This is a genomic window from Burkholderia sp. L27(2015) (assembly GCF_009765705.1).
Classification (GTDB): domain Bacteria; phylum Pseudomonadota; class Gammaproteobacteria; order Burkholderiales; family Burkholderiaceae; genus LMUX01.
The window spans coordinates 1,153,502-1,167,097 of sequence record NZ_LMUX01000021.1 but is presented as its reverse complement, the minus strand read 5'-3'; the positions used below and the strand labels follow the sequence as shown (position 1 = coordinate 1,167,097).

Below are 13,596 nucleotides of genomic sequence, written 5' to 3'. Positions count from 1 at the left end.
CGGTCTCCCTTAGCTCAACGGTTTGCCGGCCGCGTCGTAGGGCGTCCAATACGTTTGCAGCTTCAGCGTCTGCAGCGCGCGGTCCAGATAAACGGGCTCAAACCACGAATCCACTTCGACGGGCTGGCGGATCAGCTTGAGCGCCAGCGCCTCTTGGGCGACGGCCTTATAGCGGCCGATCACGAAAGGGTCGATCAACGGCGAGCTGCGCGACTTGAGCGACTGCCCGGCAAATTCGGCTTGCCACGTGCTGGCTGGCACGCCGCTTTTTGCCCAAAGGTCGAACAGTGCGGCACGGTTACTTTCCTCGGACGACCACTGCGCGCTGCGCACGACGGCGTTGACCACCCGTTGCACGATCTCGGGGTGCGCATAGTCGAAATCGTCGAGTACGAGCAAATGAGCTTGGCGTGTGAATTGCGGGCCGTCGGTGTGCGATTCGTAGATCACCTTGGCGAGCCCCTGCGCCTGTAGTTTGTACAAGTGGAAGTCGCTGAACGACGCGTCGATGCCCTTGGACGCGAGCGCCGCCTGCGAGCCCGAGGTGTCGAGGTTGATCACCTGCAGGTCGCGTTCCGATAGACCATTGGCGGCCAGCGCGTTATCCACGACCAGTTGCATGTTGGTGCCGCGAAAAAGTGCGACGCGCTTGCCCTTCAGGTCTTTGACCGAATGGATATCGGAGCCCGGCGGCACCGCCAGCTTGACGTCCGAGCGCACGCCGCTGGCCAGCAGTATGTGGGTTTTGATGCCGTTGGCGCGCGCGAGCACAGCGGGCAGGTCGCCCTGGTACGCGAAATCAAGCTGTTTATTAGCCAGCGCCTCGTTCACCGCGGGGCCTGCGCCCTTGAAGAACAGCCATTCGACCTTGATGCCGTCGGATTGGAACTCCTTCTCGACTTCACCTTGCAATTGGGCCGTCGCGGCGGGCGAGCCGCCGAAGGTCGGGGGGTCGCCGGCTCCCTGTTGGGCTACGCCGATGCGAATTACCGCGGGCTCGGCGGCCAGCGCTGCGCTGCTGAGCGTGAACGTGAGGGCGAGTGTGAGAATGAGCGCCAACGGGAGCTTGAACCCGGCGGCCAACAAAGCAAGAGCGCGCGTCGCACTGACGCGCAGGAAAACGAAAATAGTCATGTGATCCGCTTGGAAGTCTGGGAAATCTGGAGATTCGTCTCGATGCATTCAAACATCCCCGCGAACAAAAGCAAAATATGAAATTGAGCTTTCGAAATCAACAAATCGGCGAATAGGAAAGTCCGTTTGCAGGAGTATCGTTATGAGGCCGTGCGAGGCCCGAGCCGTGAGGCTCGAATGCTGGTAAATTCCGGGGAAATCGCGATAAATTTGAATAAGCGCGAATAGAAGCGCCGGCAAAACATTTAGCAACACATAAGAGATGGACAGTTGACACATCGGTAAGCTAGGCTCATCGCTGACCTGACTCGCCGCCGTCCCATGCTCATTGCCATGCCGACGGGCGTGCCCACTTGGTACCCATAACGACGCCGTGACTCCCGCAGCCCAAACCAGCGACGCCCCGCGCATCTGGCTTATTTTTCCAGCGCTCATGCTCGTGCTGCTGCTGGCTGCGCTCGATCAAACGATCGTATCCACCGCGTTACCCACCATAGTCGGCGAGCTGGGCAGCCCGGAAAATCTATCGTGGGTCGTGACCGCGTATTTGCTCAGCGAAACCATCGCGGTGCCAATCTACGGCAAGCTGGGCGACATGCTCGGACGCAAAATCATGCTGCAGGTGGCCGTCGGCTTGTTTCTCGTGGGCTCGGTGTTATGCGGCCTGGCGCAGAACCTGACCGAGCTGATCGTGCTCAGAGCCTTGCAGGGGCTAGGCGGCGGCGGTTTGATGGTGACCACGATGGCGGCCATCGGCGACGTGATTCCACCGGCTGAGCGCGGCCGCTACCAAGGGCTGTTCGGCGGGGTGTTCGGCATCGCAACGATCGTCGGACCGTTATTGGGCGGGTTTATCGTTGAACATCTGTCGTGGCGCTGGATTTTTTACATCAACTTGCCGGTGGGGCTGATCTGCCTGTTCATTCTCGGCATTGCGTTCAACCCGCGTACGACCAAGATCAAGCACGAGGTCGACTATATGGGCGCGCTGTTCCTGGCGGGCGCGTTGGCAGGCGTGATCCTGTTCACGAGCCAGGGCGGGACGTTGCTGCCGTGGTCGTCGGCGCAACTGTGGCTGACGCTGGCCATGGGCATGGTGTGCGTGGGAGGATTCATACACGAGGAACAACAGGCCCGAGAACCGATCATTCCATTGGAACTGTTTCGCCTGCACACCTTCGTGGTCACCAGCATGATGGGGTTCATCGTCGGCTTCGCGCTGTTCGGGTCGGTCACGTTCATGCCCTTGTACCTGCAGGTCGTCAAGGGCTCGTCGCCCTCACACGCGGGCATGCAGATGGTGCCTATGATGGGCGGCATTTTGTTCACGTCGATATTGAGCGGGTTCTTGATCAGCAAAATCGGCAAATACCGCATTTTCCCGATCATCGGCACCAGCTTTATTGCGATCGCGATGGCGCTGTTTTCCACGCTGGGCACGGGGACCTCCAACCTGGCGTTCTATGCATTCATGGGCCTGCTCGGCATGGGGCTGGGCCTGGTCATGCAGGTCTTGGTGCTGGCCGTGCAAAACGCCGTGGATTTCAAGCATATGGGCGTGGCCACTTCCGGCGCGACGCTATTCCGCTCGATCGGCGGCTCCGTCGGTGTTGCCACGTTCGGGGCAATCTTTTCGAACGGTTTGCGCGCCCGCCTCTCGGTTGTCTTGCCGCCCGACACGGTGCTGCCGCAAACACTCGGGCCCGAGTCGATACGCCAGCTCGCCGAGCCGATACGCACCGACTATCTGCACGCGTTCGCCGCTTCGCTCGATGTCGTCTACACCGTAGCGGCGTGCGTAGCGCTCGTCGCGTTCGGTTTGTCGTGGCTGCTCAAGAACGTACCGCTGCGAAAGAAGTGAGTCGACGGAAAGGTCGATGATGCAACAACGCGACGCAGATCAAGCCGGCCACACGGGCGCGCCCCCTGCTTTCCTAAATCAGGTTTATCATCCGTTCAGGTTTATGATCCGATATGCGGCCTACGCGTAGGTATTGTGTGTCTCCACCCCGAACTGTTTCGATGCCGAGTCCGATTGCTTTTTCAACGTCAGTCCCTAGCCGTCGCGCAGCACTGCTGCGGGCGATGACACGCACTTCGCGCTCGCACATTGTGCAGGGACTGGTGGCCGCCGCGATGTTGGCGCCCGCCGCGTTGCAGGCCGCGGCTGCTCAAGCGGAAGTGCAGCCCCCGCTTGAGGCCTCAGCGCAGGCCGTGCCTACCACCTTGGGCGTGCGGTTTCGCGAAATCAACCAGCAAGAATATCGCGGTTGCATGTTGAATTTTCGCAGTCTGTTGAAAAATCCGCCCGACCTGCCCGGCGCATCGCTAATCGTCGACGGCAGCTTGGCCTATGCCATACCTCAAGACAACGAGCCGCCGCGTATCGGCTTGAGTGTCACGTTTTCCGAGGAAGCCCAGCGCGCCATGAAGCCGTTACCCTCGGTCGCGCTGGCGTACGTACAAACCAGCGACGGATCGACCGGCAATAGCGTCGCCGAGCGCGTGCCAGGCACGCCCTCGTCGGTAGCATCATTTGCGTTTGGGGTCGATCAGTCGTCGGGGCGGGTGGTGCAGGATTTGCGCAACGGCCAAGGTTTCACGCTGATGTATCGTATGGAACCCGATGGCGAGGACCGCGCCTTGCCGATCGACACGTCGATCTCGGATTCGACGTTTTTCAACGGGAAGTTGATTCGCTATCCTTCCCCGCAGGCAATGCGCAGTTTTGCCAAATGCGTCGACAAACTCGACCCCATGACCGCGCGAGCCGACGAGCGCCCGGCAACACCACGTTCGCCACAAGAAGCCAGTACCACGTCCAGCGGGTTCGCCCAGTGGCTCAAGCAGTACTCGCCGTTTCCGTCGGCGCGAGCCGCCAGTCCCGAGTAAATACCGCTCCACCTGCAGCGCACCCGGCACACTCAACGCGTTTGCGACTATCAGTCAGCGGCCGGTTCGCTCTGGGTAGGGCTGGGCCGCAAGGTATGGGGTAAAAACCATCTACGCAGCATCGCCGCGAGGTGCGCGAATATGTCGTCCGGTTCGTCGACAAACAGTTCCGGCCGGCTAAAGTGCAGCGAATCGATCACGCCGCGCTCTTCCTCGCGGGTCAGCGAGCCGTAGACGATCGCCAGCCGCATCAGCGCGCGCAATTGCCCCAGCTTGTCGCGCGCGTCGGAACCCGTAGCAGTATCGAGTGCTCGACGCGTGGCATGCAGCATTTCGTGCAGCCGGGTGCTGACCAGCCACGCCGGGGTCTGTTCTTTTTGCTCCAGCGCTTTGAAGTCTTGGCTATTCGCAACGATTTGCGCTGCCAGCGGAGCGGCCAGATTGGACTTGCCGCCGGCTTTTTCCACTACGTGCGTAGCCCACTCCTGAGCATGCAGCGCCGCATCGGCCTGTGACCATTCCGTGGCACGCACGAGCGTGAAGCCGAATTGAGCGCCCTCATCGATAAATACCTTGAACAAATCGGGCACACCCTTCTCGAACGAACGAGTGGCCCAGCCATATTCGCCGGATACCAACAGCGCGGCGACCGCATCCTCGGTCAGGACGGTCGGCTTGTCCAGAAGCCTGGAACGCACGAAGGTTTCGAAACTAGGTAACGCAAAGCGCGGATCACGCTTCATCGCGATGCGGGCAAACTCCTCGGAGTCTTCCTGAAGACGTTTGATTTGCGCGTCGGTCAACGTTAGGGTGAGTTCGCCCATGCCCTACTATCCTTGAAATTACCGGAATTTATAGTCCGGACGATGGTGTTTCTAGCTCACTGTGTAGAAACGCTGGTAATGATACCAGCAGCGCACGTGCGGGTTAGAGCAAAATAAATGAACGTGGTTTTATCCCCCCAAAAGTGATAAATACCGTTTGGCTTGGTCATTTAGTCGTCATCTGTGCAGCCAATTCCAATAAGCGGGAATCTTTTTGCGAGCCCGGAGTCAATTAAAGTGTTGCCGCGCTGCGCCCGGAGCACGGAAATTGCTACACGGTAAAGCAGCCTGGGCCTTTTACCAGCCGGGCGCGCTTGCTCCCACACCAATCTAGAAAGAGGAACCCGTCATGCAAATTCATTTGGCTCTCACGCCTGTCGTTTCACTCATCGCAGGGGTCTTGATTCTTGCCATGCCGCGCTTGTTGAATTTCATCGTCGCGCTTTATCTGATCATTATTGGATTAATCGGCATCTTTGGCACCAGCGGTTTGCATCTTTAAGCTTTTGCATACGCGAGACGCAGCAAGCGAACGGAAATTCAGCGTGGCGCTTTACGCATTTCGTGCGGCTTGTGCGGCTCGTGTGCTTAGCATCCGAGACGCTTGCTCATGAGGAAAAAATCGCAAAAGTTGCCCGGTCCCGATGACCGTGCGGCGCTTTTGGCCGACCAGCGCAATTTAAAAATGGCGCGCTCGGCCAGTGCCTATGTGCGCGGCAACACCCTGAAGTTCTATGAAGGGCTCAAAGCGCTTAAAAGCCACACGGTTCCGGAAGGCCCGTCGATCTGGATTTGCGGCGATTGCCATCTGGGCAACCTGGGCCCGGTCGCCAATGCGCAGGGCCAAGTCGAATTGCAGATCCGCGATCTGGATCAAACCGTCATCGGGAACCCCGCGCATGACTTGATCCGGCTGGGCCTGTCACTTGCTACGGCCGCCCGCGGGTCGGATTTACCCGGTGTGACGACGGCAAAAATGCTCGAACAATTGATCGTGGGTTATGCCCAGGCATTTGACGACGACAGCGCCGAGTCGCCGGAATCGTTTGCCATGCCCTCGACCGTTCAATTGGTGATGAAGCAGGCAGTCAAGCGCACCTGGGGCCATTTGGCGCGCGAACGTATCGAGGATACCCGGCCCACGATTCCGTTAGGCAAACGGTTCTGGCCGCTGGCCAAGAAAGAACGACGTGCCATCGAGCAATTGTTCGAGAAGCAGGTGGTTTCGCGGCTGGCGACCTCAATACGCGCACACGCCGACGATGCCCGCGTCGAAGTGGTCGACGCCGCGTATTGGGTGAAAGGTTGCAGTTCGCTGGGACGCTTGCGTTACGCGGTCCTGCTTGATATCGGCTCCGAGCCGGGTGCGCGTGCGGGTGCGCGTGCGGATGGGCGTGCGGGTGGGAGTGACCTATGCCTGATGGACATCAAGGAAGCGGTCTCAGCGGCGCCGCCGCGCACCCCCGGCGCCCGCATGCCGCGCGACAATGCGTTGCGCGTCGTGGAAGGCGCACGTCATTTGGCGCCGTTTCTCGGCGAGCGCATGCGCGCCGAGCACTTTCTCGAGCGCTCTATCGTGCTGCGCGAGCTGCGCCCGCAGGATCTGAAAATCGAAATCGACCGCCTTACCGAGAATGAAGCGATGCGCACGGCGCGCTTTCTGGCGCAGGTGGTCGGACACGCGCATGCACGGCAAATGGACGTGGCGACGCGTAAATTGTGGAAGACAGAGCTGCAACGCAATCGTTCAAAAACTCTTGATGCACCATCATGGCTCTGGGCCAGCATTGTCGAGATGATCATCGATCACGAGCGCGGATATCTCGAACATTGTCGCAAGTACGCGCTTGGACAGATAAATAGCTGAATTTTTTTGAGGGTCAATGGTCTATCTCAATAGAGATGCACATTAAGGACCGTTAAGGTCGATCGGGGAATGTGCGCGCTGTCGCATTTGGCGCTCGCCCTCGTTCAGGTGTGTCCTCCCTTCCCGCTTTTTGACAACTGGAGATATACATAATGGAACGACGCAAATTTCTGATCACCACCGGCACAACTCTGGCAGCAGGCGGCATGGCGCTGGCTGGCTGCACGACCACCGGAGGATCGAACGTAGGCAGCGGCGACCCGGCAGCTAAACGCAGGAGCCTGAATACGGACGCGGACGCCACGCTGGGACGCTTGTACGATACCGCCCGCAGCTCACGCCAGCTTGTCGGACGAGCCAAGGGCGTATTGGTGTTTCCCTCGGTCATCGCCGCAGGGTTTTGGGTCGGTGGCCAGTACGGCGAAGGTGTGCTGCGCGTAAACGGCGCGACCACCGGGTACTACAGCACGACATCGGCATCGGTTGGTTTGCAGATCGGTGCGCAGTCCAAAGCGATTATTTTCCTGTTCATGACGCAATCGGCGCTCGACCAATTCCGTAACAGCAACGGCTGGTCGGCCGGCGGCGACGCTTCGGTCGCTTTGCTCAAAGTCGGCGCCAACGGCGATATCGACACGAACACGGCACAGGCGCCAATCGAAGCCATCGTGCTGACCAACAGCGGCTTGATGGCAAACCTGTCGCTGGAAGGCACCAAGGTCTCGCGCCTCGATCTTTGATCGCAGGCTTGAGCGCATGATGTGAAAGTGGCCCGCAATTGCGGGCCACTCTATTTATTTCAACACGAAATCGACTCGTGTCGTCGCCCCCTTATCGGTGATGCCGCTCGCGTCAAGATGCGGGGAGCGGTCATACAACCTGTCCGGCGCGACCTTGCCTTCGAGGAACTGGTGCACCGCAGCCACGCGTGCCTGTGCCAGTTCGCGCAAGGCGGCATCGTCCACGGGCGTATTCTCTTCCAGCGCCGCAGTCATCTCGGGGGCCGGCAGGGTTTTTTCCAGCCCTATCAGGTTGCGCGGTTTCTTGAAGTCGGCCGCCTTGTAGGCGCGCGTCAAATATTTGTCGTATTCGTCCGGCGACACTTTGACATCCTTCAGCGATATGCTTTCACCGTGTCCGATCAGATCTTTAACCTTTTGCTGACGCACCGCGCGGTCCACGTCGAGACGCTTCAATCCCGGGCCGTCCTGTGCGGGATCGGCTCGCCCGATCAGATCGAGTTTCACCGCCGGCTTGTCCACCATCGCCTTGGCAAGCGTCTCCAGTTTCTGCTGCGCATCGACACTCAATGTCGAGGAGCCGGGGGCGAATTCCACATACTGCAATTGTTCCGAGCCGCCGAAGGCGCTCGCCAATAAAGTGAATGGCGCCGTGACGGCCTTCTCGATCAGATTGACGAACGCGCTCCATATCAAGCTGCCGACGCTGAATTGAGGATCGGACAGCGAGCCCGATACGGGCACGTTGACGTCGATCTGACCTCGCGAATTCTTTAATAGCGCGATAGCCAGCCTGACCGGAAGATGCGTGGCGGTCGAGTTCTGCACTTGGTCGCCAAAGGTCAGTTGGTCAATAAATATATGGTTATTGGCCGTCAACTGATTATTGGCAAGTTGATAGTGCAGATCGACATTGAGTCGCCCCTCGGTGATCGGGTAACCCGCGTATTTAGTGGAATAAGGCGTGAAACTGGTCAGCTCGATGCCGCTGGCGCTCACGGTCAAGTCCAGTTCGGGATTGGCTATCAAGGGATTGAGCGTGCCGCTGATCGACAACGGCCCGCGCCCATCGAGACTGCCTTTGAGGTCGATGGGTGCCGCCTGTGTACTGCGCGTGCCGAACGAACCGATCTTGCCACCGATATTGACCAAGTTCGCAGTGAAGTTGGGCTTGATGAAATTATCGGTGTAATTGATCCGGCCGCGTTGCAGCAGGAATTGACCGAAGCGCACGTTGAGTGGGGGTTTTGCGTTGACCGGCGTTGTGGCCGGCGTGCTGGCTGCTGCAGTTGCTGCAGCCGATGCGGCGGTGGCTTTGGCGGCAGCCGCCGCAGAAGCGGCGTCGGCCGCTGCGGCATCGGTACGCGTAAGCGAAGCCGCCGGTTGCGCTGGCTGAGCCACCAGATTGCTCAAGTTCAAGCGGCCGTTCTGGTCAAGAATCACACGCGCATAGAAATTACTGAGCGAGACCGTGCCCACTTCCAGATCGGGGCCGTGCATGTCGTAGCGCGCCTTGATATGCGCGACATTCAAGGTGCTCCAGCCGGCGAATAAGTCGGCGCTGGCGCGGTCCAGCATGCGCACTTCATCGAGCGAGGCGTCACCGTCATACGCGGCCTGCAGGTTCTGCTCCGGGCGCGCGAGCTTGAGGTCGCCGTTTGCGCTAAATAGCGCGCTGGCGACGGCAGCATTCAAGTGCGCACCGAAATACGGCTCGAAAGCCGCCATATCGAGATTTTTCGCGTTCAGGTGCATGGCCACCGCAAGCGGCTCGGCGGTCACGCTGCCGTTGGTCGAGAAACTGCCCTTCTTGTTGAATGTGCCGTTTGCCTCGACTTGCCACGGTCGGTCCAGCGCGTCGCTGATCTGCGAAATTTTGACCTGCAGGGGCGCGAGCTTGAGCGCAACAGCCGGCGTGGTCGCGAGGTCGCTCAGGTTCAGATCGCCATCTTGTAGGCTCAATACGCCAATTTTGTAATGCCAGCCCGAGGTCGCCGCGGCTGTCTGGGTCGTTTGGGTTATTCGGGCCGCGTGTCTGGCTGCGTGTCGGGCCGTGAGGCTGTCCGCGGGTCTGTCTGTGGGTCTGTCCGAATAGGGAGCGGTTGTTGCGAGTGACTGCGGGGCATGCGATGACTCATGCGCAGACGAGCCCGAACCCGACGGTAGCAATGCGGCCAGATTCAGCACGCCCGCCTTGTCGCGGCTCGCATGCAACGCCAGCGCGTCGAATGTCAGCGCGGCTAGGTCGATTTGGCGGCTTGCCAGATCGAACTGGGTCAGTTGCGCGTGGGCTTGCTTGAGTTCCAATAACGGCGGCGATTTCGCATCGGACTGCACCCGCAACGCGGTCAAGTCGACCACTGCAGGCGCCACCTTCAGCGCTATCGCAGGCGCCGACCAGTCGGTCTGCAGCGTCGCATCGGCCGCCAGTTTGCCATCGACAATCTGGCCATTGAAGTTGCCGTTCAGCCAGGGTTGCAAAACGGGTAGCGCAAACTGGCTCAGTGTCAGCTTGGCCGTCGCGCGGTGCGCCGGTAAGTTGAAGGTCCCTTCGCTATTGAAGGTTCCGCCCGAATCAAAACCGGTCTGTGCGGTATAACGCGCATCGTTTTTCGACAGCGTGGAGAAATCGGTCAGCTTGAGGTTGATGTCCTTGAGCGCCATCTGCGCCGCCGGGTTCACCGCATGATCGTCAAACTGGACGCGCCCCCCGGTCAATGCGAATTGCTGGATTGCCAGATCGAGCGGGGTCGGTGCGCTCGCTGTATCGGTCGCCGATGCGCTGGCAGGTTGCGGGGCGGCTTGTGACGCCGGGGCGGCCTGTGAAGCGGACCGCGCCCCCGGAGCGGCCGGCGCTGCGGGCGCACTCGCAAAGGTTTGCACGATGTTGAGCGTGCCCTGCGCGTCGCGCGCGAGTGTCACGGCAGGCTCGTCGATCTGCAGTTGGGACAAGTGCACGATCCCACGCAACGGCTCGATCTGCGCCGCATCCAGATGAATCAAACGGGCTGCAAACAGCGCCGCACCCTGACGGTCCATCAGATTCAGATTTTGCAAATCGAGACTGCCCGAGAGCTTGACCGACGTCTGATCCGGCGAGCGCGAAAACGCCACGCCAAGCCGGCTCGAGAGCTGGCCCTGCTGCAGCTTGACCGGTACACCGTTCGGAAAAGCATAGGGAACATAAGGCAACAAACGGGTGAGATCGAACTGGTCGAGGTCGATCTCTATCGTCGAATCCAGCGTGCTACTGAAGGGCTTGGTTTTGCCGGTGATGGTGAGTTGGCTGCCGTCGATGCGGGCCTGCAACAAGGGCTGCACGAAAATGTCGGCCTGCGAAGGCAGATTGGCGATGAAGGGGATGCCCAGTCGCCATTGATCGATGGTGTGATGCGATTGCAGCACCTCGTCATCGAAGTCGATACGGCCGGCTTCCACATGGATATTGGAAACGGAAAACAAGGCCGGTTTGCTGTCTTTCGGCCCCGGCTGCGAAGCCTCGTCAACCAGATCGGAGAAATTGAAACGCTGCGCGGCGGTGCGAACCAGATGCAACACCGGCGCTTCGAGATAGACCTCGTTGATCACCGGCTTGAGCCTGAACAACGCGCTCCACGACGGCCGCACTACCAGCTTTCCGACGGTAAAAAAGGGCACTGCCGTCGGCGGGACTGCAGCTGCCGTGGCAGGTGCCGCTGTCACGCCGGATGTCGGGACGGCGGTCGACGCAACCGCAGGCACGGGAGTCGCTGCCACGGCCGGCTCGCCGATCCGAAGTTGGTCCACTTCGAGGTTGAGCGTGTACGGATTAAGCGCGATTCGCCCGACCGTTACGGGCCGGTGCAGCGCTTGACTGAGTTGAGTTTGTACCAGATGGCGTATCAGGGGCGGCCCGCCGAAAAACCCCAACAGACCGAATGCCACGATCACTGCCACCGTGATCAGCGACCATCGGCGGACCGCATGCGAGGTATAAACGGAGCGCAACGTTTGTCTGGGATTACCGAGAGCGCGCGAGAGCAAAAGCATGTCGCCTCCATAGGTGGGCCGATAGTCTCGATCTGATATATCTATTTTGAGATGATTCTGAGACAGATATATCGGCCATCTAACCTTACCGTACTGGCACGCATTATTACGCGATTTCCCTCAAAGCGCGACTTTTGTTGTGCGGATGAAGCAGGAGGGCATGCCGAGCGCGGGTTGACATGCGCGTACGCATGGACCTGCGGCTTGATGGCGGCTTGTGCCAGTTTGACGGCGGTTTTTGCACGCGCTTGGACGTGCGGTTAGACGCTTTGCCGGACGCTTCGCGGTGCGACGTTATCGCGCTATGTCATCACCGTGCAAAATTCAGGACGTCGTTCGCGTTGACGATGGCTGTCGCGATCTCTTCCTTGGTGACGCGCTTGGCCATGGCCTGATTGCGAATCAGGTCGAAAGCCGCATCGTCGCTGATACCCCGGCTTACGCTAAGGATGCGGGTCGCCTCCAGGACATTGCGCTGACCGGCCAACTTGAGTTCAAGCTTGGCGATGCGCTTGGACTGCGTGCCGATCTGCGCGTTGAGCGCACGCGCCAACACCAAGGCCGAGAGCAGGCCAAACGAGCGCACCGGCGCCGGCAGGATCGCTTTCGCTCCGATACGCAGGACCGCCTCGACGATCGTGGGGTTCTCATAAGCCACGACCGCAATGAGTGCGGGACTGTTCTCGCCCGACACCCAAGCGAAATCGAGCGCAACGATATCGGGGCGCACGGCCAGGAACACCAGTTCCACGCCTTCGGGCAATTGCGGCAGGGGCGGCCAGAATGCTTGCACCTGGCATCCGATGCGCTGGAGCTGTTGAACGAGCTGGGTCCCGTCCGCATCGTCCGGATGGAAGACCGCCACGCGCAGCATGCGCAAGTCTTTCAACAGTGCGGGGGTGACGCGCAGCGTCTGCGTTCCGAGCGAGGCGTTTTTGCTCACCGTCAAACCTCCAGCCGCTCTAGCTTGCCGGTCCAGTCGCTCAGCGTATGGGTGACCAGGTACGGGTCAGGCTGCACAGCTCGCTTGGCTTCGCGCACGATAGTGAACTGCCCTTGCGCATCGACACGCCCCACGCGCGGGTACAGCCAGGCATGGTGATTGGCCGGATCGATCTTGACGCGCCCCTGCGGCGCGGAAAACTCGCTGCCCAGCAAATGCGGCAGCAGTATGTCGAGCGCGTCGTCGCCGGCTTGGCGAAATGCGTTCGCGTACAGATGCACCTGAAAGTAGGCCGATTCCCAACACAGGTTGGGTGTGCTGTGGTCGCCGAAGTGATGTCGATAGCGTGCCAGACATTGCCGGTTCAGTTCGGAGTCGATGGCCTGGAAGTACGGCGCCGAAGTGAAGTGCCCGGCCGATGCCGCCGCCCCCATCTGTGCGATCTCGGCTTCGGACGTCGTCAAGCTCGCGATCGGCATGGTGCGCGGGTCGAGCCCGGCCTGTGCGTACATCCGGTAAAGGCGGGCAGTGGCGTCGCCCACCACGGTCGAGAAAATGAAATCGGGTTGACGGCTTTTGATGTCGGCAATAATGGGCGCGAAATCCTGCTCGCTGGCGTCCAGCTTCACATAGACTTCGCCGAGTTTGGCGCTATGCGCGTGCTGCAACACCAGATCGGCCATGATCCGGTTGGACTCGTAAGGATAGATGTAATCGGAGCCGACCAGATAGACACGCGCACCGAAGTTCTCGGTCATGAACTCGGCCAATTGCACGCTGTTCTGGTTGGGGGCCGCGCCCGTGTAGATCACGTTGTTGGAAAACTCGAAGCCTTCGTACAAAGTCGGATAGAACAGCAGCTTGTTCCATTTTTCGATGACGGGAATCACCGCCTTGCGACTGCTCGACATATAACAACCGAAGATCGTATTGACGTGGTCGCGTGCGATCATGCGCTCGGCCAATGTCGCATAGCGGGCCGGGTCGGACGCAGGGTCGGCATACACGGGCACCAGTTCGCGCCCATCGATACCACCGGCGTCGTTGATTTCATGCACGGCAAGCAAGGTGCCTTGCAGTTGCGAGCGTCCTATCGCGGACGTCACGCCGGTTTCGGAGAACAACACGCCAATTTTGATCGGGTCGGTAAGTGCCACGCGGGGTTCC

Annotated in this window: 10 protein-coding genes; 5 read left to right on the top strand and 5 right to left on the bottom strand. The window is 60.0% G+C overall.

Annotation, left to right across the window (positions count from 1 at the left end):
- Positions 1 to 9 precede the first annotated feature (9 nt).
- A complete protein-coding gene (locus GSQ77_RS23620; RefSeq protein WP_158905350.1) occupies positions 10 to 1,134 on the bottom strand; it encodes an ABC transporter substrate-binding protein in 1,125 nt (374 codons plus the stop codon).
- 373 nt (positions 1,135 to 1,507) lie between these two features.
- Here GSQ77_RS23620 and GSQ77_RS23615 point away from each other — a divergent pair, with 373 nt between their 5' ends.
- On the top strand, positions 1,508 to 2,995 hold the full coding sequence (locus GSQ77_RS23615) for an MDR family MFS transporter (protein ID WP_301951182.1): 1,488 nt from the start codon (positions 1,508 to 1,510) through the stop codon (positions 2,993 to 2,995).
- Positions 2,996 to 3,219: 224 nt separating this feature from the next.
- Positions 3,220 to 4,026: a hypothetical protein gene (locus tag GSQ77_RS23610; RefSeq protein ID WP_158905348.1), complete on the top strand. Its 807-nt coding sequence runs from the start codon at positions 3,220 to 3,222 to the stop codon at positions 4,024 to 4,026.
- A 50-nt stretch (positions 4,027 to 4,076) separates the two neighbouring features.
- Here the strand turns inward: GSQ77_RS23610 and GSQ77_RS23605 are convergent, their stop codons facing one another.
- On the bottom strand, positions 4,077 to 4,850 hold the full coding sequence (locus GSQ77_RS23605; protein WP_158905347.1) for a DUF4088 family protein: 774 nt from the start codon (positions 4,848 to 4,850) through the stop codon (positions 4,077 to 4,079).
- Positions 4,851 to 5,199: 349 nt separating this feature from the next.
- Here GSQ77_RS23605 and GSQ77_RS23600 point away from each other — a divergent pair, with 349 nt between their 5' ends.
- The 3 genes from GSQ77_RS23600 (at position 5,200) to GSQ77_RS23590 (ending at position 7,457) form a co-directional block, all read left to right on the top strand.
- Positions 5,200 to 5,352: a DUF3096 domain-containing protein gene (locus GSQ77_RS23600; protein ID WP_158905345.1), complete on the top strand. Its 153-nt coding sequence runs from the start codon at positions 5,200 to 5,202 to the stop codon at positions 5,350 to 5,352.
- 108 nt (positions 5,353 to 5,460) lie between these two features.
- On the top strand, positions 5,461 to 6,717 hold the full coding sequence (locus GSQ77_RS23595) for a DUF2252 family protein (protein ID WP_158905343.1): 1,257 nt from the start codon (positions 5,461 to 5,463) through the stop codon (positions 6,715 to 6,717).
- 152 nt (positions 6,718 to 6,869) lie between these two features.
- Positions 6,870 to 7,457, top strand: coding sequence for a YSC84-related protein (locus GSQ77_RS23590; RefSeq protein WP_158905341.1), 588 nt, complete (start codon positions 6,870 to 6,872; stop codon positions 7,455 to 7,457).
- 54 nt (positions 7,458 to 7,511) lie between these two features.
- Here the strand turns inward: GSQ77_RS23590 and GSQ77_RS23585 are convergent, their stop codons facing one another.
- The 3 genes from GSQ77_RS23585 to GSQ77_RS23575 form a co-directional block, all read right to left on the bottom strand.
- Entirely contained in the window at positions 7,512 to 11,486 is a 3,975-nt protein-coding gene (locus GSQ77_RS23585) for a DUF748 domain-containing protein (protein WP_158905339.1), read from the bottom strand.
- 310 nt (positions 11,487 to 11,796) lie between these two features.
- Positions 11,797 to 12,429 (bottom strand): ANTAR domain-containing response regulator, encoded by a 633-nt coding sequence (locus tag GSQ77_RS23580; protein WP_254067755.1) that lies wholly within the window; start codon positions 12,427 to 12,429, stop codon positions 11,797 to 11,799.
- Between the two features lie 2 nt (positions 12,430 to 12,431).
- Entirely contained in the window at positions 12,432 to 13,586 is a 1,155-nt protein-coding gene (locus GSQ77_RS23575) for a transporter substrate-binding domain-containing protein (protein ID WP_158905337.1), read from the bottom strand.
- Between the last annotated feature and the right edge of the window lie 10 nt (positions 13,587 to 13,596).

Coding starts and splice junctions, on each gene's coding strand:
- GSQ77_RS23620 (WP_158905350.1), bottom strand. CDS start 1,134: ATGACTATTTTCGTTTTCCTGCGCGTCAGTGCGACGCGCGCTCTTGCT.
- GSQ77_RS23595 (WP_158905343.1), top strand. CDS start 5,461: ATGAGGAAAAAATCGCAAAAGTTGCCCGGTCCCGATGACCGTGCGGCG.
- GSQ77_RS23600 (WP_158905345.1), top strand. CDS start 5,200: ATGCAAATTCATTTGGCTCTCACGCCTGTCGTTTCACTCATCGCAGGG.
- GSQ77_RS23585 (WP_158905339.1), bottom strand. CDS start 11,486: ATGCTTTTGCTCTCGCGCGCTCTCGGTAATCCCAGACAAACGTTGCGC.
- GSQ77_RS23605 (WP_158905347.1), bottom strand. CDS start 4,850: ATGGGCGAACTCACCCTAACGTTGACCGACGCGCAAATCAAACGTCTT.
- GSQ77_RS23610 (WP_158905348.1), top strand. CDS start 3,220: ATGACACGCACTTCGCGCTCGCACATTGTGCAGGGACTGGTGGCCGCC.
- GSQ77_RS23590 (WP_158905341.1), top strand. CDS start 6,870: ATGGAACGACGCAAATTTCTGATCACCACCGGCACAACTCTGGCAGCA.